This is a genomic window from Methylobacterium terrae (assembly GCF_003173755.1).
GTDB classification, from domain to species: domain Bacteria; phylum Pseudomonadota; class Alphaproteobacteria; order Rhizobiales; family Beijerinckiaceae; genus Methylobacterium; species Methylobacterium terrae.
On sequence record NZ_CP029553.1, the window covers coordinates 4,035,187 to 4,056,052 of the forward strand.

21 protein-coding genes are annotated in these 20,866 nt (G+C 73.0%); 10 read left to right on the plus strand and 11 right to left on the minus strand.

Going from position 1 to position 20,866, the window contains the following annotated elements; translation table 11 throughout:
• Positions 1-143: 143 nt before the first annotated feature.
• Positions 144-1,772, plus strand: a complete 1,629-nt coding sequence (locus tag DK419_RS18675) for an acyl-CoA synthetase (protein ID WP_109960420.1) — start codon at positions 144-146, stop codon at positions 1,770-1,772.
• A gap of 266 nt (positions 1,773-2,038) precedes the next feature.
• A complete protein-coding gene (locus tag DK419_RS18680) occupies positions 2,039-2,236 on the plus strand; it encodes a hypothetical protein (RefSeq protein WP_109960421.1) in 198 nt (65 codons plus the stop codon).
• Here DK419_RS18680 and DK419_RS18685 read toward each other — a convergent pair.
• Positions 2,233-2,418, minus strand: coding sequence for a YdcH family protein (locus DK419_RS18685; protein ID WP_109960422.1), 186 nt, complete (start codon positions 2,416-2,418; stop codon positions 2,233-2,235). The two genes, DK419_RS18680 and DK419_RS18685, sit on opposite strands and share 4 nt — an antisense overlap.
• Before the next feature lie 273 nt (positions 2,419-2,691).
• Here DK419_RS18685 and DK419_RS18690 point away from each other — a divergent pair, with 273 nt between their 5' ends.
• The 4 genes from DK419_RS18690 to DK419_RS18705 all read left to right on the plus strand — a co-directional run bounded on the left by DK419_RS18690 (position 2,692) and on the right by DK419_RS18705 (position 5,781).
• A complete protein-coding gene (locus tag DK419_RS18690; RefSeq protein WP_109960423.1) occupies positions 2,692-2,910 on the plus strand; it encodes a YdcH family protein in 219 nt (72 codons plus the stop codon).
• 127 nt (positions 2,911-3,037) lie between these two features.
• Positions 3,038-3,535, plus strand: coding sequence for a 5-(carboxyamino)imidazole ribonucleotide mutase (purE, locus tag DK419_RS18695; protein ID WP_109960424.1), 498 nt, complete (start codon positions 3,038-3,040; stop codon positions 3,533-3,535).
• A complete protein-coding gene (locus DK419_RS18700; RefSeq protein WP_109960425.1) occupies positions 3,532-4,647 on the plus strand; it encodes a 5-(carboxyamino)imidazole ribonucleotide synthase in 1,116 nt (371 codons plus the stop codon). The genes purE and DK419_RS18700 overlap by 4 nt, the downstream gene beginning before the upstream one ends.
• Before the next feature lie 252 nt (positions 4,648-4,899).
• Positions 4,900-5,781 (plus strand): tetratricopeptide repeat protein, encoded by an 882-nt coding sequence (locus tag DK419_RS18705; protein ID WP_109960426.1) that lies wholly within the window; start codon positions 4,900-4,902, stop codon positions 5,779-5,781.
• 126 nt (positions 5,782-5,907) lie between these two features.
• Here the strand turns inward: DK419_RS18705 and DK419_RS18710 are convergent, their stop codons facing one another.
• From DK419_RS18710 to DK419_RS18725, 4 genes are all read right to left on the minus strand, one after another.
• Complete coding sequence (locus tag DK419_RS18710; protein WP_109960427.1) at positions 5,908-6,354, minus strand: GNAT family N-acetyltransferase; 447 nt, start codon at positions 6,352-6,354, stop codon at positions 5,908-5,910.
• 104 nt (positions 6,355-6,458) lie between these two features.
• Complete coding sequence (gene glpX / locus DK419_RS18715) at positions 6,459-7,457, minus strand: class II fructose-bisphosphatase (RefSeq protein ID WP_048435363.1); 999 nt, start codon at positions 7,455-7,457, stop codon at positions 6,459-6,461.
• A 179-nt stretch (positions 7,458-7,636) separates the two neighbouring features.
• A complete protein-coding gene (locus DK419_RS18720) occupies positions 7,637-8,959 on the minus strand; it encodes a homoserine dehydrogenase (protein WP_109960428.1) in 1,323 nt (440 codons plus the stop codon).
• Positions 8,960-9,069: 110 nt separating this feature from the next.
• Complete coding sequence (locus tag DK419_RS18725; RefSeq protein ID WP_245442533.1) at positions 9,070-9,795, minus strand: ceramidase; 726 nt, start codon at positions 9,793-9,795, stop codon at positions 9,070-9,072.
• Positions 9,796-9,913: 118 nt separating this feature from the next.
• Here DK419_RS18725 and xth point away from each other — a divergent pair, with 118 nt between their 5' ends.
• Entirely contained in the window at positions 9,914-10,705 is a 792-nt protein-coding gene (gene xth / locus DK419_RS18730; protein ID WP_109960429.1) for an exodeoxyribonuclease III, read from the plus strand.
• 7 nt (positions 10,706-10,712) lie between these two features.
• Here xth and DK419_RS18735 read toward each other — a convergent pair whose 3' ends face one another.
• Both DK419_RS18735 and DK419_RS18740 read right to left on the minus strand, forming a co-directional pair.
• Positions 10,713-11,504, minus strand: a complete 792-nt coding sequence (locus DK419_RS18735; protein ID WP_245442536.1) for a Crp/Fnr family transcriptional regulator — start codon at positions 11,502-11,504, stop codon at positions 10,713-10,715.
• Positions 11,501-11,935 carry a response regulator gene (locus DK419_RS18740; RefSeq protein ID WP_109960430.1) on the minus strand — a complete coding sequence of 145 codons (435 nt, stop codon included), beginning with the start codon at positions 11,933-11,935 and terminating at the stop codon, positions 11,501-11,503. Before DK419_RS18740 ends, DK419_RS18735 begins: the two co-directional genes overlap by 4 nt.
• Positions 11,936-12,249: 314 nt before the next feature.
• On the opposite strand from DK419_RS18740, the gene DK419_RS18745 reads away from it, so the two are divergent.
• Both DK419_RS18745 and DK419_RS18750 read left to right on the plus strand, forming a co-directional pair.
• A complete protein-coding gene (locus DK419_RS18745) occupies positions 12,250-12,963 on the plus strand; it encodes a Crp/Fnr family transcriptional regulator (protein WP_208642219.1) in 714 nt (237 codons plus the stop codon).
• Positions 12,963-13,223, plus strand: a complete 261-nt coding sequence (locus DK419_RS18750; protein ID WP_109960432.1) for a DUF6894 family protein — start codon at positions 12,963-12,965, stop codon at positions 13,221-13,223. The genes DK419_RS18745 and DK419_RS18750 overlap by 1 nt, the downstream gene beginning before the upstream one ends.
• Here DK419_RS18750 and DK419_RS18755 read toward each other — a convergent pair.
• Positions 13,198-13,467 (minus strand): hypothetical protein, encoded by a 270-nt coding sequence (locus tag DK419_RS18755; protein ID WP_109960433.1) that lies wholly within the window; start codon positions 13,465-13,467, stop codon positions 13,198-13,200. The two genes, DK419_RS18750 and DK419_RS18755, sit on opposite strands and share 26 nt — an antisense overlap.
• A 132-nt stretch (positions 13,468-13,599) precedes the next feature.
• On the opposite strand from DK419_RS18755, the gene DK419_RS18760 reads away from it, so the two are divergent.
• The gene (locus tag DK419_RS18760; RefSeq protein ID WP_109960434.1) at positions 13,600-13,884 is read left to right on the plus strand and encodes a hypothetical protein; all 285 of its coding nucleotides are present in this window, start codon (positions 13,600-13,602) and stop codon (positions 13,882-13,884) included.
• A 205-nt stretch (positions 13,885-14,089) separates the two neighbouring features.
• On the opposite strand, the gene DK419_RS18765 is transcribed toward DK419_RS18760, so the two are convergent.
• The 3 genes from DK419_RS18765 to DK419_RS18775 are packed head-to-tail and all read right to left on the minus strand — an operon-like array spanning position 14,090 to position 20,824.
• Positions 14,090-14,986 carry a transglutaminase family protein gene (locus DK419_RS18765; protein ID WP_109960435.1) on the minus strand — a complete coding sequence of 299 codons (897 nt, stop codon included), beginning with the start codon at positions 14,984-14,986 and terminating at the stop codon, positions 14,090-14,092.
• 13 nt (positions 14,987-14,999) lie between these two features.
• Positions 15,000-17,567 (minus strand): circularly permuted type 2 ATP-grasp protein, encoded by a 2,568-nt coding sequence (locus DK419_RS18770; RefSeq protein WP_245442539.1) that lies wholly within the window; start codon positions 17,565-17,567, stop codon positions 15,000-15,002.
• On the minus strand, positions 17,564-20,824 hold the full coding sequence (locus DK419_RS18775; RefSeq protein ID WP_109960437.1) for a transglutaminase family protein: 3,261 nt from the start codon (positions 20,822-20,824) through the stop codon (positions 17,564-17,566). The genes DK419_RS18770 and DK419_RS18775 overlap by 4 nt, the downstream gene beginning before the upstream one ends.
• Positions 20,825-20,866 lie beyond the last annotated feature (42 nt).

Below are 20,866 nucleotides of genomic sequence, written 5' to 3' on the forward strand. Positions count from 1 at the left end.
AGCGCGGGCAGCAAGACGACGGGGGCCGCCGGCTGGGCGCCCTCCGTCTTTTTTCGCATCGGCGCCTCGGCGCGACGATGGGACAGCCGGGTCGGGAGCCGCTACGAGAGGATCCCGGAGGAGCCGCCAATGAGGGAGCCGCCATGACCGCATCGATCTACGACCACGGCCTCGACCGGAACCCGGCCAACCACCAGCCGCTGACGCCGCTGACCTTCCTGGAGCGGGCGGCGGCGGTGTTCCCGGACCACACGGCCGTGATCCACGGGAGCCTGCGGCGCAGCTACCGCGACCTCTACGCCCGTTGCCGGCGCCTCGCCTCGGCCTTGCGGGCCCGCGGCATCGGGCGGGGCGACACGGTGGCGGTGATGCTCGCCAACACCCCGGCGATGATCGAGTGCCACTACGGCGTGCCGATGGCCGGCGCGGTGCTCAACACCCTCAACACCCGGCTGGATGCCGGCATCATCGCCTTCTGCCTCGACCACGGCGAGGCCAAGGTGGTGATCACCGACCGGGAATTCGCCCGCACCATGGGCCCGGCCCTTGCGCAGGCCGGGGTGACGCCGCTCGTCATCGACTACGACGACCCCGAATACGGCGGTCCGGGCGAGCGCCTCGGCGGCATCGAGTACGAAGAATTCCTGGCCGGGGGCGATCCGGCCCACCCTTGGGCGATGCCTGGCGACGAGTGGGACGCGATCACGCTCAACTACACCTCGGGCACCACCGGCGACCCGAAGGGAGTGGTCTACCACCACCGCGGCGCCTCGCTGCTCGCCGTCGGCAACGTGGTGGCGGGCAATCTCGGCCGCCACCCGGTCTATCTCTGGACCCTGCCGATGTTCCACTGCAACGGCTGGTGCTTCCCCTGGACCCTGTCGGTCGTGGCCGGCACCCATGTCTGCCTGCGGCAGGTGCGGGCGGGTGCCATGTACGACGCGCTGGCCGATCACGGCGTGACCCACCTGTGCGGCGCGCCGATCGTGATGTCGCTCCTCATCAACGCGCCGGACTCCGAGCGGCGCGCGCTGCCGCGGCGGGTCTCGTTCCTGACGGCGGCGGCGCCCCCGCCCGAGGCGGTGCTCGCCGGGATGGCGGAGGCCGGGTTCGACGTCACCCACGTCTACGGCCTGACCGAGACCTACGGCCCGGCGGTGGTGAACGAGTGGCACGCCGACTGGGACGCCTTGAGCAAGGACGAGCAGGCCGCCCGCAAGGCGCGCCAGGGCGTGCGCTACCCGCCGCTCGAAGCCCTCGACGTGCTCGACCCCGAGACGATGGAGCCGGTGCCGGCGGACGGCGAGACGCTGGGCGAGGTGATGTTCCGCGGCAACGTGGTGATGCGCGGCTACCTGAAGAACCCCAAGGCGACCGAAGCCGCCTTCCGGGGCGGGTGGTTCCATTCCGGCGATCTCGGGGTCAAGCACCCGGACGGCTACATCCAGCTGAAGGACCGCTCGAAGGACATCATCATCTCGGGCGGCGAGAACATCTCGTCGATCGAGGTCGAGGAGGCCCTGTTCAAGCATCCGGCGGTGGCCGCGGCCGCCGTGGTGGCCAAGCCCGACGAGAAGTGGGGCGAGACCCCGTGCGCCTTCGTCGAGCTGAAGGGCTCCGAGATGGTCTCGGCCGAGGAGCTGATCGGCTGGTGCCGCCAGTCGCTCGCGGGCTTCAAGGTGCCCAGGCACGTGGTCTTCACGGAGCTGCCGAAGACCTCGACCGGCAAGGTGCAGAAATTCGTGCTGCGGGAGATGGCCAAGGCGCTCTGAGGAGGCGCCGTGAGGGGCGCCGTGCGAGGGCGATGCGATCGGCGCTCACCGATCCGACGCCCTCCCGCTCATCCGGGGGCCGCCAAGCCGGAGCCCGGGGGAGGCCGGAGGCACGGCCGGAACCGCAGGCAGACGAGAACGGGGCGGAACGCCGACCGCCTCGTCCTGGCGAACCTGAGTCCGGATCCCGGGCCCCGCGCCCGCGCCCGCGGAGTGACCCTGAGGATCTCAAAACTGTCGAGCAAGCGATCGGATCTGGAAAGAGCATGACCGCGGCGCGCCGGCGGACATTCTCGGCCGGCAAGCCCTTGGCCGGCAAGCCCTTGGCCGGCAAGCCCTCGCCCGGCAAGGCCTCGAGCGATCCCATCGGGAGCAAGGCCACGACGGTGGGGCGCCGGTCGATCGTCAGGAGCCGCCGCGCCGAACGCTGGCGCGGCGGCACACGGGGCTATTTTCTGGGCTAGTGCATCACGCGGGTGGACGTCGTCCGCAGGCGACTGATCTCATCCTTCAGGTGAAGCTTCCGCCGCTTGAGTTCGACAACTCGCAAGTCGTCGGTGGAGAGGTGGGTGATTGCGTCCTGGATCTCACGCTCCAACGCTTCGTGCTTACGCTCAAGCTCGGTAAGATGCGTGTTCAGCGACATCAGCCAATGCCTCCTGTCATGTAGGTGACACACGCAGCCTGCCACAGCCCGCGGCCGATGTCGAAGGCATTTGTCGCTGCACCTGCGTCATGCGCCGCCGCTTCGGTCGTCCCGCGGTGCATGCCGGGGAGCGCGCGGGGAGGCCGAGAAGTGGCACTGCACAACCCCGCCGGCGCCCCCGCGACGCCCTTGCCGGAGGCCGGGGCCTGGTTCATGATTCGCCGTCTTTCCGGGAAGACCTCCAGGCGAAGACCTCCAGGATTTGGGGCGGCGATGGCGTTCGAGTTGAGTGCGGAATCCGAGGCGGAGTACGAGAGCGAGCTGGCGCGGCTCCGGGAGGAGCATCGCGACCTCGACGACGCGATCGAGGCCCTGTCCGGGGTGATGGCCGGCGACCGCCTCCAGCTCCAGCGCCTCAAGAAGCGCAAGCTCTCGCTGCGCGACCGCATCAGCTTCCTGGAGGACCAGCTCACCCCGGACATCATCGCCTGAAGGCGGGATCGGCCGGACGGCGGCGCTTGCGCGCTGCTTGCATGAATGCGAACCCGCCGCTACTGCGGCACGACCGGCTGCGGCCCGCTCGCGGCTTAGCAGCGCTTTCTAGAGGACGCGCTTGACGATGGCGGCATCGCCCCCCGTCGCGGTGATCATGGGCAGCCAGTCGGACTGGGCCACGATGCGCCACGCCGCCGAGACCCTCGACGCGCTCGGGATCCCTTACGAGGCCCGCATCGTCTCGGCCCACCGCACCCCGGACCGCCTGGTCGCCTTCGCCAAGGGCGCCAAGGCCGCAGGATTCCGGGTGGTGATCGCCGGCGCCGGCGGCGCCGCCCACCTGCCCGGCATGGCGGCCGCGATGACGCCGCTGCCGGTCTTCGGCGTGCCGGTCGAATCGAAGGCGCTCTCGGGCCAGGACAGCCTGCTCTCGATCGTGCAGATGCCCGCCGGCATCCCGGTCGGCACGCTCGCCATCGGCCGGGCCGGCGCCGTGAACGCGGCTCTGCTCGCCGCCGCCGTGCTGGCGCTGACCGACGAGCCCCTGGCCGAACGGCTCGACGCCTGGCGCGCCCGCCAGAGCGCGGCGGTGGCCGAGCATCCGGATACGAGCGCCCCGTGAGCAAGCCTGTCATCGCGCCCGGCGCGACCATCGGCATCATCGGCGGCGGCCAGCTCGGCCGCATGATCGCGGTCGCGGCGGCGCAGTACGGGCTCAAGGCCCACATCTACTGCCCCGACCCCGACAGCCCGGCCTTCGACGTGGCGGCCCGGCGCACGATCGCCGCCTACGACGACGCGGCGGCGCTCCAGGCCTTCGCCGACTCCGTCGACGTCGTGACGTACGAGTTCGAGAACATCCCGAGCGCCACCGCCGAGATCCTGGCGGCGCGCCGGCCGCTGCATCCGAGCGCCTCGGCGCTCGCCACCACGCAGGACCGGCTGACCGAGAAGAGCTTCGTCGCCGGCCTCGGCATCCCGGTGGCGCCGTTCCGGGCGGTGGACGACGCCGCGGGCCTGGCGCAGGCCGTGCGGGAGATCGGCCTGCCGGCGGTGCTGAAGACCCGGCGCTTCGGCTACGACGGCAAGGGCCAGGTGATGCTGCGCGAGGAGGAGTTCGGCGAGGCGGGCCTCGACCCCGCCGCCGTGATGGCCTCCCTGCACGACCAGCCCTGCATCCTGGAGGGGTTCGTCCCCTTCGAGGCAGAGGTCTCGGTGGTGGCCGCCCGCAACGCGCAAGGGCGCTTCTCGGCCTACAGCCCTTGCGCCAACGAGCACCGCCACCACATCCTCGCCCGCACGGTGGTGCCGGCCCCCGGCATGGCGGAGGAGACCGCCGCCGAGGCGACGGCGATCGCCCGCACCATCGCGGACGCGCTCGGCTATGTCGGCGTGCTGGCGGTGGAGATGTTCCTGGTGCGCGGATCCGACGGCCGCGCGGGCGTCGTCGTCAACGAGATCGCGCCGCGGGTGCACAATTCCGGCCACTGGACGATCGAGGGGGCGCAGACCTCGCAATTCGCCCAGCACGTCCGGGCGATCTGCGGCTGGCCTCTGGGCGGCGCGGACCTGACCGGTACGGCGGTCGAGATGCTGAACCTGATCGGCGACCAGGCCGGCGACTGGGTCGGGATCCTCGCCGAGCCGGGCAGCCACCTCCACCTCTACGGCAAGGGCGAGGCCCGGCCCGGCCGTAAGATGGGCCACCTCACCCGGGTCGCGACCGGCGCCTGAGCCCCCCTCGCGGTGCGGCCCTGCGGCCACACCCGGCGGCGCGCAGGCCCCTCCCCTGCCCTTGGGGCGCCGGCAGGCCACACCTTCGCCACATCGTCCCGCACAAGCGTCGGAGGCGCATCGCTTTAAGCCGGCGTTCACCCCGATCCGGAATGGTCGTCCGGCACCGGGACCGCGGCTGGAGCGGGGGCGTGCGTGCGAATTGCGAAGGTGCGCGGCGCTGCAGGATGCGCCGCCCCTGGGGAGCGGGCGATGAACAACGTGATCGGCTTGAGCCGCGTGACACCGGCGGCCCGGGTGCTGGGGGCGACCGTGCTGACCGCGCTCGCGCTCGCCGGCTGCGACACCGTCAGCCGCGCGACCGCGACGCGGCAATTCGCGGTGGTCGAGGCCGACAAGTCCGGCGCGACGGAGGTGAACATCGCGTCCTTGTCGGACGTGATCCAGCGCAACCCGAGCGACGCCGCGGCCTACAACACCCGCGGCGCGGCCTATGCCCGCGCGGGCAACTTCGATTCGGCGATCGCCGACTTCACCAAGGCGATCCAGCTCGACCCGAACTCGGCCTCGGCCTACGGCAACCGGGCCCTCGCCTACCGCCAGTCGGGCCGCAACGACGCGGCTCTGCAGGATTTCAGCAAGGCGATCAACGCCGACCCGAACTACACCGCCGCCTATATCGGCCGGGCCAACCTCCAGCGGGCGCAGGGCAACTTCGAGGCCGCCTACAGCGACCTCAGCCAGGCGATCCGCCTGACGCCGGAATCGGCGGAGGCCTACCACGCCCGCGGCCTCGTGCGGCAGGCGCAAGGGCAGCACCGCTCGGCGATCGGCGACTTCGACGCCGCGATCGACCGCAACCCGTTCGTGGCCGCGCCCTACGCCGCCCGCGGCCAGAGCCTGATCGCCACCAACCAGTACGACAAGGCGATCGAGGACTACAACGCGGCGCTCAACGTCAACAACAAGGACGCGGATTCCTGGGCCTACCGGGGTCTGGCCTACGAGAAGTCCAACCGCCGCCAGGAAGCGACGGAGAGCTACCAGCGCGCCGTCGCGATCGACCAGGGCAACGCGATCGCCAAGCAGGGCCTGGGCCGGATGCAGGGCGGGATGGCGTCGCTGTTCCGGTAACCTCAGCCCGAGTTTCGTGGTTCAAAAGGGCTCCCGGCGACGTGCCGGGGGCCTTTTTCGCGTGCGCGATCGCCGCGTCGCCGAACCCTCCCCCCTCCTGCGGGGGAGGGTTGGAGCGGCCCGAACTCACAGGACCTTCCGGTACTGGATGAACCCCGGCCGGTCCGCCAGCGTGTCGTAGAGCGCGCGCGCCGTGACGTTGGCCTCCTGGGTCAGCCAGTAGACCCGGCTCGCCCCGGCCTCGCGCGCCGCGGCGTAGACCGCCTCGATGAGCGCGCGTCCCACCCCCTGCCCGCGCGCGGCTTGCGCGGTGAACAGGTCCTGGAGGTAGCAGTACGGCCCGGCGGTCCAGGTCGAGCGGTGGAAGATGTAGTGGACGAGGCCGGTCACGGTGCCGTCCTGCTCGGCCACGAAGGCGTGCATCGGCTCGGCGGCGTCGTGCAGGCGGGTCCAGGTCAGGTCGGTGACCTCGGGCGCGACCGTGGCGCCGTAGAAGGCGAGGTAGCCCTGCCAGAGCGGATCCCAGGCGGCGCGCTCGTCGGGGCGCAGCGGGCGGATGATGGGGCTCGGCATGAGCGGCGAATCCTCGGGTGAGAGACGCCGCAGGGTCGCGGGGAAAGGCCCCCGGATCAAGGGGGCCGCGCCGTCGTTCCGGCGCGGCCCGATCTCGAAAGGTCCTACTTCAGGTGGAACTTGTCGAAGTCGCGGTGCTCGGCCTCGATGCGGCGCACGGTGCCGGTATGCGAGCGGTAGACCACCGTCTCGGTGCGGATCGTGCTGCGGCCGAACTTCACGCCCTTGACGAGCGCCCCGTCGGTCACGCCGGTCATCGCCACGACGACGTCGCCGCGGGCGAGGTCCTCGAGGGAGTAGAGGCGGTTCGGGTCGGCGACGCCCATCTTGGCGGCGCGGTCGCGCTTCTCCTCGGTGTCGAGGATCAGGCGGCCCTGCATCTGGCCGCCGATGCAGCGCAAGGCGCCCGCCGCCAGCACGCCCTCGGGGGCGGCGCCGATGCCGAGATAGATGTCGATGCCGGTCTCCTCGGGCATCGTCGTGAAGATCACGCCGGCGACGTCGCCGTCGGAGATCAGGCGCACGCCCGCGCCGGTCCGGCGGATCGCCGCGATCAGGTCGGTGTGGCGCGGCCGGTCGAGCACGAGCGCGGTGATCTCGGAGGGCGGCACGCCCTTGGCCTTGGCGAGCGCGTGGATGTTCTCCTCAGGGGAGGCGTCGAGATGCACGGTGCCGGCCGGGTAGCCCGGGCCGATGGCGATCTTGTGCATGTAGACGTCGGGGGCGGCGAGCAGCGTGCCGCCCTCGGCCATCGCCATCACGGCGACCGAGCCCGGCATGTCCTTGGCGCACAGGGTCGTGCCCTCGAGCGGGTCGACCGCGATGTCGACCTTCGGGCCGGAGCCGTTGCCGAGGGTCTCGCCGATGAACAGCATCGGGGCCTCGTCGCGCTCGCCCTCGCCGATCACGACGGTGCCGTCGATCGGCAGGCGGTTCAGCTCGCGGCGCATCGCGTCGACGGCGGCCTGGTCGGCGGCCTTCTCGTTGCCCTGGCCGCGCAGGCGCGCCGCCGCCACCGCCGCCCGCTCGGTGACGCGCACCAGCTCGAGGGTCAGGATGCGCTCGATGACCTGGCTCGGTCCCGGCTTCTTGGCGTCCGACATGCGTTCGTGATCCTCGTGCTGATCCTTAAGCCCGGGTCTTAAAGGAGAACCCGGCGCCGCTGAACTGAATTCTGTCGATCGAGGGGGCGGTTACCGGTGGATGGCGCGGGCGATGCCCGGCGCGATCCGCCGCCGTGTCCGGGCCGACCGGCCGGCACCCGCCCCCGCAGCCGCAAGCCCTATTCGCGCTCGATGCGGATGAGCTGGGGCGGCTCGGACAGGAGGCCGTCCGCCGCCATCGCGTCGAGGCTCTCGCGGATCGCCGCCTCGGTCGCCGCGTAGGTGATGAGGACCAGCGGCACCGGCAGGCCCGAGCGGCCGTGGCGGTCGCGCGCCGCGGCGCTCTCCGAGCGGTGCTGGAGGATGCTCTCGAGCGAGATCTCGCGCTCGGCCATCTTGGTCGCGACGCCGGCGGCGACGCCCGGGCGGTCGTGCACGGTGAGGCGGATGTAGTAGCCGCCCTCGTGGCGCTGCATCTCGGCCCGGGCCGGGGCGGTGAGGGCGGCGGTCGGGCGGCCGAAGGCCGGCGGCACCCGGCCGGCCGCCACGTCGGCGATGTCGGCGACCACCGCCGAGGCGGTGGCCTCGCCGCCGGCGCCGGGGCCGATCAGGGTCAGCTCGCGCAGCGCGTCGGTGTCGATGGTGACGGCGTTCGTCACGCCCATCACCTGGGCGATGGCCGAGGATTTCGGCACCATGGTCGGGTGGACCCGCTGCTCGATGCCGGCCGGGGTCGCCTCGGCGACGCCGAGCAGCTTGATCCGGTAGCCGAGCTCGTCGGCCATGCGCAGGTCGAGGGGGGTGATCGCCGAGATGCCCTCGACCGCGACGCCCTCGGCGTCGAGCTCGGTGCCGAAGGCGAGGCTGGTCAGGATCGCGAGCTTGTGGGCGGTGTCGAAGCCGCCGACGTCGAAGGTCGGGTCGGCCTCGGCGTAGCCGAGTTCTTGCGCGTCCTTCAGGCAGGCCTCGAAGGTCAGGCCCTCGAGCTCCATCCGGCTCAGGATGTAGTTGCAGGTGCCGTTGAGGATCCCGTAGACGCGGGAGATCCGGTTGCCGGTCAGCGCCTCGCGCAGGGCCTTGACCACCGGGATGCCGCCGGCCGCCGAGGCCTCGAAGGCGAGCGCGACGCCGGCGCCCTCGGCCGCGCGGGCGAGGCCTCTGCCGTGATGGGCGAGCAGCGCCTTGTTGGCGGTGACGACGTGCTTGCCCGAGGCCAGCGCCGCCTCGACGGTCTCGCGGGCCTTGCCCTCCGCGCCGCCGATCAGCTCGACCACGCAGTCGACCTCCCCCGAGCGGGCGAGCGCGACGGGATCGTCGAACCAGGTCACGCCGGCGAGATCGAGGCCCCGGTCGCGCGCGGGGTCCCGGGCGGCGACCGCGGTCACGACGACCGGCCGCCCGGCGGTGGCGGCGATCGCCTCGGCGCGGCGCGCGACCATGCGGACGACGGAGGCTCCGACGGTGCCGAGACCGGCGATGCCGAGGCGGAGGGCTTGAGTCATGGCGTGCAATCCGGGCAGGCAGGCGCGAGGGCCGCAACCGTGGCGGCTCCGCAGCGGCGTCCTTCTGCAACGGTTTCCGGACCCGTGCAAGGAAGCGAGGTCCATCAGCGTCAGGCGGCGGGACCGTCGGGCCGCGAATGTCGGGCGGCGGGACCGTCAGGCCGCGAATGCCGGGCGGCGGGACCGGCGCGCCGCGCCGCCCGCACCAGACCGTAGAGCAGGCCGGCGTTGAGCAGGTGCCAGAGCCAGTGGGTGCCGAAGGGCAGGACGGGGCAGAGGGCGGAATCGAGGGTGCGGGCCAGGAGCGAGACGAGGAACAGGATGCCGAGCCCGATCAGCGCCCCGCCCTCCCGTCCGCCGAACCGCAGCGAGGCGGCGCCGACGCCGAACAGCGCGAGCGCGGCGGGCAGGTAGTCGATCGAGTTGTTGCTGAGGGGGCCGAGCGGCCGCCCGGCGAGCCCCGAGAGGACGGGCTCGACGACCGCGGCCGCGAGCGCGAAGGCGAGGGTGCCGGCGAGCGCCGCCGGGGCCCCGAGCCCGAGGAAGCGCCGCAGGGCGAGGAAGACGTAGGCGTGGATGAACACGGCGATCGGGATCACGTCGGCGAGCATCGCCCACCGCACCGCGAGCGTGTGGAACAGGGCGCTGCCGATCCCGATCAGCCCGACGAGCCAGGCGAATCCGTCCGCGGTCCCGTCCGGCGCCCGGCCGCGGCGCAGCAGGAGGAGCGCCGCGACCACGAAGGCGGCGTTCGAGGCCGCGTTCAGCGGCTCGGCCCACGGCTCCGGCCCGGTGCGCTCGCAATAGTCGCGCACCGGCTCCCACCATCCCGCCATATCCGGTCCCCAGGCCACCGCTCCCCGCGGCTTGCCAGGGCGGCGCGAAACCCCGATGACGGGAACCTTCGGCAGGATCCAGGCAGCGAGAGCTTGGTTGCGAGCGGCGCGGGACGCGATGCGGATCACCACCTGGAACGTCAACTCGGTCAAGCAGCGCTTACCCCATCTCCTCGGCTTCCTCGCCGAGGCGCAGCCGGACGTGGTCTGCCTCCAGGAGCTGAAATGCGTCGACGACGCGTTTCCCCGCACCGAGATCGAGGAAGCCGGCTACGTCGTGGCGACCCACGGGCAGAAGGCGTTCAACGGCGTGGCGCTGCTGGCGCGCCGGCCGCTGCCGCTGCAGGAGATCCGCCGCGGCCTGCCGGGCGACGAGAGCGACGAGCAGGCGCGCTACATCGAGGCGGTGATCCCGACCGCGACCGTGCCGGTGCGGGTGGCCTCGATCTACCTGCCGAACGGCAACCCCGTCGCCACGCCGAAATACGACTACAAGCTCGCCTTCATGCGCCGCCTCCAGGCCCACGCGGTGGCCTTGCGCGCCCGCGAGGAGGTGCTGGTGCTGGCCGGCGACTACAACGTGATCCCCGAGCCCGAGGACGCGGCCGACCCGGCGGCGTGGGCGAGCGACGCGCTGTTCCTGCCCCAGACCCGGGCGGCGTTCCGGACGCTCCTCAACGAGGGCTTCACCGATGCCCTGCGGGCCTGCGACGGGCGCCCGGGCGTCTACAGCTTCTGGGATTACCAGGCCGGCTGCTGGCCGCGGAACCAGGGCATCCGGATCGACCACCTGCTCCTGTCGCCGCAAGGTCTCGACCGCCTGGTCTCGGCCTCGGTGCAGAAGCACCTGCGCGGGCTCGACAAGCCGTCCGACCACGTGCCGGTGACGGTGGAGCTGGATCTCGGCTGACGATCGGTCAGGTGACGGCCGAGGGCCGCAGGTAGTCGGCCTGGAACTCGGCGATGTCGTGCAGGGCGGCGAGGTTGAGGATGTCGACCCTCCGCCCGCCGACCTCGACCACGCGCATCAGCCGCAGCTGGCGCAGCACCCGGTTGACGTGGACGTTCGACAGGCCGGTCGTGTCGGCGATGTCCTGCTGCGTCAGGGGCAGGTCGTAGCCGGCCTTGGTCGCCCAGCCGACGACGCGCAGGCGCTCGTGCAGCTCGCAGAGCAGGTGCGACACCCGCTCGATCGCGGAGCGGCAGCCGACGTTCTTCACCCACTCCCGCGTCGTCTCCTCCTCTGCGAGCTTGGCGAGGCGAAGGGCCCGGGCGATCCCGGGATGCCGCCCGGTGAGGCCGGCCAGCGTCTCGCGCGAGACCCGCGCCACCCGGCAGGGGCCGAGGGTGCCGACGCCGTGGTTCATCCGGCGGAGATGCGCGAAATCCGGGTCGCAGAGGTCGCCCGGCAGGAGGTAGGCGGTGATCTGGCGCGCGCCGCTCGGGCGGTGGCTGTAGCGGCAGGCGATACCCTCGACGACCAGGACCGCGCAATCGGGCGCCGCCCCCTCCTCCAGCAGGTCCTGGCGCGCCTCGACGCGCTGGGCGCCGGCCCCGAGGCCGGCGAGCGCCGCCTGCTCCTCCGCGGTCAGGGAGCCGTAGACCGAGAGCTTGCGCACGACCGGGTGGAGCAGGTGCGCTCCCTGCGGCCCGCCATGGGCCGGCGCGATGGCGGTCGGGGTGGCCATCATCGTCATGGTCGTCGTCATGGGCGCGCCTCGCGGGAGAACTGGCCGGGCAGAAGCTGCCCGAGCACGTGGACCAGGTCCCCGGGCCAGGCCGGCTTGGTCAGTCGGGGTGCGGCGCGCAGCGCGGCGCAGGCCGCCGCGTCGCGCCCGCGCCCGGCATCCGGGGGGGCAGGGAGGGAGACATCGACGGGGATGGCGGCATGGACGAGGAACGGCACGCCCCGCGCCGTCAGCGCCCGCGCCAGCCGGCCTCCGTCGCGGGACAGGACAGGACCGTCGACGACGGCGAGGTCGGGCCTGCGCCGCGCCACCCAGGCCAGGGCCTCGTCATGGTTCCTCAGCGGCCCCGCGACCCGGTAGCCGGCCTCCGCCAGCGCCTCCCCGACATCGAGACCGAGGAGCGGATCCTCCTCGATCAGCAGCACCAACGGATGGCGGTCGTCCAGGCGCACGGATCGGCTCCCCAAGCTCAGGCCCCGGGATGCAGGCCACGGCAAGCATTTATAGGGGCGTGTCGCCGCGTCCGTAAGAGACGGCGAATTTCGGTGTTGTATCGAACAATCGAAAATCGCAATGTCGGTTCCCGCTTCCCCGTGCGATGACGAAGATAAGTCTCCGTTTTAACTTTTTATAAGAGATATATCATTTGTTATGATCAATTGTTGTATGAAATATAGGTTTGAAATACTCAGTGATGCCTGCTAACTCTGCGATCGAATTCCTGGCGGCCAGGATGGCCCGGTCGTCCGATCGACGCGGAGGAACCGTGGCGCTGCTTCAGCAATCCATGTCGCGCAACCGCATCCTCAGGGCGCTCGCGCCGGAGGATTTCGCCCGACTGCAGCCGCACCTCGAGCCGGTGTCGCTCCAGCTGCGCGAGGTGGTGATCGCCCCCGACGCTCCGGTGGACGAGCTGTTCTTCCCAGAGACCGGCATGATCTCGATCTCGACCACCCACGACGAGCGCCGGATCGAGGTCGGCCTGGTCGGCCGCGAGGGGCTGGTCGGTGCGGTGCCGGTCGCGCTCGATTGCGTGACCACGCCCCACGTCTACTTCGTGCAGCTCTCCGGCGAGGCCCACACCATCGGCCGGGAGGCGTTCTGCGCGGTGCTCGGAGAGAGCCCGGCCTTGCGCCGGCTGCTGCTGCGCTACGTCCACACCCTGATCGTCCAGATCACCCAGACCGCCTACGCCCACGCGTCGCTGAGCCTCGAGGGCCGCCTCGCGCGCTGGCTCCTGATGTGCCACGACCGCACGGACGGCGACGAGCTGGTCCTGACGCACGAATTCCTGTCGATGATGCTGGGTGTGCAGCGCGCCGGGGTGACGCTGGCGATCCAGAACCTGGAGGGCGCCGGCCGCATCCGGGCCAAGCGCCGGCGGATCGAGGTGCTCGACCGCGACCGGCTGCTGGCCCTGACGAACGGCAGCTACGGCACGCCCGAAGCCGAATATGCCCGCCTGATCGAGGGCGGCTGATGCCGCGCTACTTCTTCAACCTCCGGCACGGTCCCGGCCCGGACGGCCTCGCGATCGACCCGGAGGGCGACGACCTTCCCGGTCCGGAGGCGGCGCGGGCCCGCGCCCTCGACGTCGCCCGCGACCTGATCGCCCGCACCCGGGTGCACGCGGTGCGGGACTGGTTCGCCTGCGCGTTCGAGGTGACCGACGAGGAGGATCGGCCGGTGATGACGGTGCCGTTCTCCGACACCGTCACGGAGGAGGATGACGAGGCGTGAGCCTCGGCGGCGCGAGCCGTCCGGCGATCCACGCCTCGGCCGCGTCGAGATCGGCGAACTTTCCGGGCTGCGGCGAGGCCAGGCTGCCGAAGCCGGCCTCGAGGAACCACAGGCCGGCATCCTCGCCATGCGCGTCGGAGAGGCAGACGAGGACCGCCACGAGCACGCCGTCCGCGAAGACGAGCAGCCCGCGCTCGTCCTCGCTGCCGGTCCTGACGCGCACGGGCTGGAGCGTGAGATCCATGGCGGGGCAACGGGGCACCGCTAGCTTGGTTCTGCCGCCTCGGATCGTGTGCCCCCCGCCGGAACGCGACCAGCCGCCGCCGATTGCCCCCGCGAAGCCCGCCACGGGCGCTCCCTCGCGAAAGGATCGGACATGAAGGCCGGATTGATCGCCGCCGCGCTCGTCGTCGGCAGCACGGGATTCGCGGCAGCGCAGGGCGGAAGCCCGGGCGGCGGCGGTGCCGTCGGGGGGACCACCGGCAGCCCGAGCGGCACCGGAGCGGCCGGCCAGCCCGGCCTCAGCCAGCAGGGCAACCAGGGTGCCGGCCACAGCAGCCTCAGCACCGGCACGACCGGCGCGGCCGCCGTTCCGCCGGGCGAGCGTGCGGGCGGCAGTTCCACGGGAGCGGGCGAGCCGGGACAAGCACGGCCGCGCTGACGCAAGGATCGAGGCTCTCGATTTGGCGAACTTCTCGATTTCGATTGATCCAGGTTGAGGACGGGCCCCGGGAACGGGCCCACTCTCCCCCTCGCCACGCCGGCCCTGTCCCGTCAGACCGACGGCACTCGGCTGGTGTCGCTCCCGCGGGCCGGGACATCTCTCCCCGGCGTTCAGCGCACCAGCCCGGCCCGCCTCCCCCGCCTCAGGCCGCCTCGTCCTCGGGCACCGCGTCCTCCGGCACCACGTCCACGGCGACCCGCAGGCTCTGCGCCCCCGACCCCGCGATGATCCCGGCGACCGGCGCGACGTCGGCGTAGTCGCGGCCGCGGGCGACGACGATGTGATCGTCCTGCACGCCGATGCCGTTGGTCGGGTCGAGGCCGATCCAAGCCCCCCCGCACCACACCGCCACCCAGGCGTGGCTGGCGTCCGCCCCCTCGAGCCGGGGCTGGCCCGGGGGCGGCAGGGTGCGCAGGTACCCGCTGACATAGGCGGCCGGCAGGCCGAGGCCCCGCAGGGCCGCGATCATGATGTGCGAGAAGTCCTGGCACACCCCGCGCCGGCCCGCGAAGGCGAGGCCGAGCGGCGTGCCGACCTCGGTCGCCTCCGCGTCGAAGGCGAAGTCGGCCCGGATGCGGCGCATCAGGTCGAAGGCGCCGGCATAGGCGCCGCCGCCGGCCGGGAAGCTCGCCCGGGCGTAGTCGGTGACCTCGGGCAGGAGCGGTACCCGCCGGCTCGGCGCGCAGAAATGCAGGGCCGCGTCGCCGGAAAGGCTCGTGCCGGACAGGACCCGCGCCCGCACCTCCTCCCAGGCGAGGCCCGTCCCGGGATCGGGAAGCGGCGGCCGCTCGACCCGGACGCGGGAGCGCGCGTCGATCCGGAACTCGCGGTGCGGCGTCTCGACGGTGAGCGAGACGGTGCGGTTGCCGAAGAAGTCGCCGCGCTCGGTCGCGGTGCGGGGTGCCGGCTCGACCACGACCTCGTGCGACAAGGGCGCCTGCCCGTCCCCCGCCGCCGGCGCGAGGCGAAGCGAGCAGCGGGCGAAGCCGACCGGGTTGCGGTAGGCGTAGGTCGTCAGGTGACGCAGGCGATAGAGCATGTCTTCGTGGGGCTCAGGCCAGCGTGACGAGGGTTTCGGGACGGGCGGCGTCCGACCCGCCGGGGAAGTAGCGCGCACCGATCGCCTCGGCGATCTCCCACAGGCGCCGCTCCCAGGCCGCCACCGTGTCGAGCGGCAGGGTGGCGGCCTCCGCCCCGGCGATCTCGCCGGCCAGCCCCGCGACGAGGCGGGCGGGCGCCTCCGCCACCCCGTCCTGGCGCAGGGACGGCAGGCCGGCGAGGCGCTCGGCCAGCCGCTCGACCTGGAAGGCGAGGGAGCGCGGGTTGTAGGGATCGAGCAGCACCATGTCGCGCACCGGCGCCAGCGCCACGCCGAGGATGTAGCGGGCGCCGTAGGAGATGCGGGAATCGACGAGGTCGAGGAGCACGCCGAGGTCGTCGGTGCTCGCGCCGGCAGGACCGAATTCGAGGGCGAAGCGGCAGGCATTGACCGCCCGCTCGACCCGCCGCCCCATGTCGACGAAGGCAAAGCCCCCGGCCCGGTTCATGTTCTCCTGGGCGAGGCCGGCCAGGGACGCGGTGAGCGCGAGCGCGCGCTCGGCCCGGTCGAGGAGGGCGGCCTCCGACTCCGCCGCGTCCGCCGGCGCCTCCAGGGCGGCGAGGAGCGCGGAGAGCGCCCGCCAGGTCTCGGCCGACAGGCGCTCGCGCAGGGACGCGGCGTTGCGCCGGGCCGAGAGGGCGTGAGCGAGGCCCGACCCCCATTGCCCGCCATCCGAGAGGGCGCGGTGGGCGAGGTCCGCCGCCGGCCCGTCGGGGCTCGGCACGGCGCCCCAGGCGTGCAGCAGGGCGCGGATGCGGGCCGAGGTGGCGCGGTCCTCCTCGGCGGTCGAGACCGCCCCGGTCCCGTCGAGCAGGCAGGCGGTGAGGCGGATCACCGCCTCGGCCCGCTCCAGGTGGCGGCCGAGCCAGAACAGGTTGTCGGCGGCCCGGCTCGGCAGGAGGCCGGGCACCCGGCGCACCGCGACCCGGTCGCTCGGCGGCAGGAGGCTCGCCTGCGCGGCGGTGGAGCCGGAGGACAGGACCCAGACGTCGGCGGCGCGGACCCCGGCGCCCATCGCCACCGGGCGCACGTCGGGCGTCTCGGAGATGCGGCAGAAGCCGCCGGGCATCACCCGCCAGCCCTCCGGGGTCGCGGCGGCGAAGACCCGGAGCACGAAGGGCCGGGGCACGAGCCGGGTGCCGTCCCAGACCGGGGCCGTGGAGAGCCGCACCGGCTCGTGGGCGACGAGGTCGCCGGGCCGGTCGCGCAGGATGGCGCGCAGGCGCCCGGTCTCGGCGGCGTCGCGCCCCTCGCCGAAGGCCCGGCTGGTGAAGGCGCCCTGCGCCGGCGCCGCGGCCGGGCGGAAGGCGAGCGCGTCGAACCGCTCCAGCACCGCCTCGCGCTGCCGGGGGTCGCCGCACCACCAGGTCGGCAGGCCGGGCAGGCGCAAGGGCTCGCCGAGCAGCCGCTCGCACAGGGCCGGCAGCGAGGCGGCGAGCCAGGCGCTCTCGACGAGGCCGGCGCCCGGCATGTTGCCCATCGCGACGGCGCCGGCGCGCAGGGCCTCGACGAGGCCCGGCGCCCCGAGGCGCGAGGCGGGATTGAGCTCGAGGGGATCGACGAAGTCGCCGTCGATGCGCCGCCACAGCACGTCGACCCGCTTGAGGCCGGCGACCGTCCGGATCGACACCTGACGATCGCGGACCAGGAGGTCGTCGCCCTCCACGAGGGCGAAGCCGAGATAGCGGGCGAGCACCGCCTGCTCGACGTAGGTGTCGCTGTAGGGGCCCGAGGTCATCAGGCCGATGCGCGGCTCCTCGCGGGCCGCCGCCGCCGCGAGGCCGTCGCGAAAGGCCTGGAAGAACGAGGCGACGCGCTCGACGTCGAGCGCGCCGTAGACCTCCGGCAGGGCCCGGGCCATGACGAGGCGGTTCTCGAGGGCGTGGCCGGCGCCCGAGGGCGCCTGGGTCCGGTCGGCGAGCACCCGCCAGGCGCCGTCCGGCCCACGGGCGAGGTCGGCGGCGTAGAAGTGCAGGTGGCGCCCGCCCGGGGGCGCGACGCCGACGAGCGGGCGCAGGAATTCCGGATCGCCCGCGGCGGCGGCGGCCGGCAGCAGGCCGGCGCGGGCGAGCGCGCCCTCGCCGTAGAGGTCGGTCAGCACCGCTTCGAGCAATTCGGCGCGCTGCGCCACCCCGGCGGCGATCGCCTGCCACTCCGCCCCCTCGATCAGGAGCGGCAGGGCGCCGATCGGCCAGTCGCGCTCGGTCGCCTCGCCGTAGGCCCGGTAGGCGATGCCGGTCTCGTGGATGTGCCGCCCGGCCGCCGCGAGGCGGGCGGCGATCTCGCGATCGGGCAGCACGGCGAGGCGGCGCAGGAACCGGTCCCAGGCCGGCCGCAAGGCGCCGTCGGCCGAGACCAGCTCGTCCGGCAGGCCGGGCAGCGGGGCGTAGCCCTCTCTCCAGCGCGCCAGCCGCTCCTCCGCCCCATCACCTTGCGGCCCACCACCTTGCGGCCCGTCGGGTTGCGCGGGCCCGGCGACCTCCACCCCCGCCGGGGCCTCGCCCATCGTGGCCTCGCTCATCGGGGTGCGGGCGTGCGCAGGTCGAGGGTCAGGGGGAACTCGCGCCCGGGCTCCTCCGGCGGCGCGCTCACCCGGCCCGGGGTGTGGCCGTTCTCCTGGAAGCGGGCGAGGCGGCGCCCCTCCGCCTCGTAGGTGTTGACCGGGAAGGTCTCGTAGTTGCGCCCGCCCGGATGGGCGACGTGGTAGACGCAGCCGCCGAGCGAGCGCCCGCTCCAGGTGTCGAGCACGTCGAAGGTCAGCGGCGCGTGGACCGGCAGGGTCGGGTGCAGGGCCGAGGCCGGCTGCCAGGCCTTGAAGCGCAGGCCCGCCACCGCCTCGCCCGAGCGGCCGGTATCGGTCATCGGCAGGCGCCGCCCGTTGCAGGTGACGACGTGCCGGCTCGGCACGAAGCCCGAGACCTTGGCCTGCAGGCGCTCCACCGAGGAATCGACGTAGCGCACCGTGCCGCCGATCGCGCCCTCCTCGCCGAGGACGTGCCAGGGCTCGAGGGCCTGGCGCAGCTCGAGCTTGACGCCGCCGCGCTCGACCTCGCCGTAGCGGGGAAAGCGGAACTCGGCTTGCGCCTCGTACCAGGCCGGATCGAAGGCGTAGCCGGCGCGGGAGAGGTCGCCGAGGACCACGGAAAAGTCCTCCCACAGGAAGTGGGGCAGCATGAAGCGGTCGTGCAGCGCCGTGCCCCAGCGCACGAACCCGCCCTCCTGCGGCTCGCGCCACAGCCAGGCGACGAGGGCGCGCAGCAGCACCTGCTGGGCGAGGCTCATCCGCGCCTCGGGCGGCATCTCGAACGAGCGGAACTCGAGCAGGCCGAGGCGCCCGGTCGGACCGTCCGGCGAGTAGAGCTTGTCGATGCAGATCTCGGACCGGTGGGTGTTGCCGGTGACGTCGGTGAGGATGTTGCGGAACAACCGGTCGACGAGCCAGAGCGGCACCTCGGGGCCGCCCGGGGGCGGCACCTGGGCGAGCGCGATCTCGAGCTCGTAGAGCCCGTCGTGGCGCGCCTCGTCCATCCGCGGCGCCTGGCTCGTCGGGCCGACATAGAGGCCCGAGAACAGGTAGGACAGCGACGGGTGGCGCTGCCAGTACAGGACCAGGCTCTTCAGGAGGTCGGGCCGGCGCAGGAACGGCGAATCGGCCGGGGTCGCGCCGCCGAGCACGACGTGGTTGCCGCCCCCCGTCCCGGTATGGCGCCCGTCGATCATGAATTTCTGCGCGCCGAGCCGGGTCTGGCGGGCGTCGGCGTAGAGGCCGGTGGTGATCTCGACCGCCTCGCGCCAGGTCCCGGCCGGCTGCACGTTGACCTCGATCACGCCGGGATCGGGCGTGACCTTGATCACCGACAGGCGCGGGTCGTAGGGCGGCTCGTAGCCCTCGACGTGGAGCGGCTGGCCGATCTCGGCCGCCGCCTCCTCCAGGACGGCGAGGAGGGCGAGGTACTCGTCGACCCGCTCGATCGGCGGCATGAACACGCACAGGATCCCGTCCCGCGGCTCGACCGCGAGCGCCGTGCGCACCGCGACGCCGACCGGGGCGGGCTCGCGCTGCGGCGCGGTGCCGGGCGCGAGCGGCCCGCGCCGCTCCAGGGGGTCCTGCGGCGCGTAATAGGGGTAGGAGTTCGGCGGCACGAAGGGAAGCGAGGCGAGCGGCAGGCGGAAGCCCGCGGGCGAATCGCCCGGCACGAGGTAGATCGCGCCGCGCTTGAGCGCCCATTTCTCGGACACCCAGTGCCGCGCCGTGCCGAAAGCCACGTTGGCCAGCGGCAGCACGTAGGCCGCCGCGTTCCCGAGGCCGCGGGTGAAGACCCGCACCATGCGCGCCTGGGATTCCGCGTCGCCGACCTTCGGGTCGAGCGGCGTGACGTTGACCGGCAGCTCCGCCGCCTTGCGCTCCCAGTGCTCGGGATCCTCGAAGAGCGGCTGGACGTACGGCTCGAGCGCGAGGCGGCGGGCGAGGCCGCGGATCAGCGCCTCGGCCTCGGCGATGCCGGCGTTCCGCGGGCCGGTCTCGCCGGCGACGAGGGCGGGATCGCGCCAGACCGGCGCGCCGTCCTTGCGCCAGTAGAGCGCGAAGGCCCAGCGCGGCAGGCTCTCGCCCGGATACCACTTGCCCTGGCCGTAATGCAGGAAGCCGCCGGGGCCGAAGCGCTCGCGCAGGCGCCGGATCAGCTGGTCGGCGAGCCCGCGCTTCGTCGGCCCGACCGCGGCGGCGTTCCATTCGGGAGCCTCGAAGTCGTCGACCGACACAAAGGTCGGCTCGCCGCCCATGGTCAGGCGCACGTCCTGCCCGGCGAGGTCGCGGTCGATGCGCTCGCCGAGCGCGTCGAGGGCGCCCCACGCCTCGTCCGAGAACGGCTTCGTGACCCGCGGCGCCTCGGCGACGCGGGTCACGGTCATCGCGAAGTCGAACGCGACCTCCGCCGGCTCGGCGAGGCCGGAGATCGGCGCCGCCGAGCGGTAATGCGGGGTGGCGGCGAGCGGGATGTGGCCCTCGCCGCAGAGCAGGCCCGAGGTGGCGTCGAGCCCGATCCAGCCGGCGCCCGGCACGTAGGCCTCGGCCCAGGCGTGGAGGTCGGTGAAGTCGGTCGTGGTGCCGGCCGGCCCGTCGACGGCGGTGGTGTCGGGCACGAGCTGGAGCAGGTAGCCGGAGACGAAGCGGGCGGCGAGGCCGAGGCGGCGCAGCACCTGCACCAGCAGCCAGGCCGAGTCGCGGCACGAGCCGCTGCCCTTGGTCAGGGTCTCGGCCGGGGTCTGCACGCCGGGCTCCATGCGCACGACGTAGGCGACCGTGTCCCGCACGAGGGCGTTCAGCGCCACCAGGAACTGCACGGTGTCGGTCTCGGCCGGCAGCCGCTTCATCAGGGCGTCGATCTCGGGATCACCCTTGCCTTGTCCCGCCGTCTCGACCGCCAGGTAGGGGCCGAGCTCGGCCTTCAGCTCGTCCGGATAGGCGAAGGGCCGGGTCTGGGCGTAGTCCTCGACGAAGAAGTCGAACGGGTTGATCACCGCCATGTCGGCGACGAGGTCGACCTCGATCCGGAACTGCGTCGTCTTCTCGGGAAAGACCAGCCGGGCGAGCCAGTTGCCGTTGGGATCCTGCTGCCAGTTCACGAAGTGGTTGGCCGGCGTGACCTTGAGGGCGTAGCTCTCGATCCGGGTGCGGGTGTGCGGCGCCGGCCGCAGACGGATCACCTGCGGTCCGAGGCTGATCGGCCGGTCGTAGGTGTAGGACGTGACGTGGTGCAGGGCGGCCTTGATCGACACGACGACTCCGAACCTTCTGCTGCGAGTGAGGGGTGAGCCCGC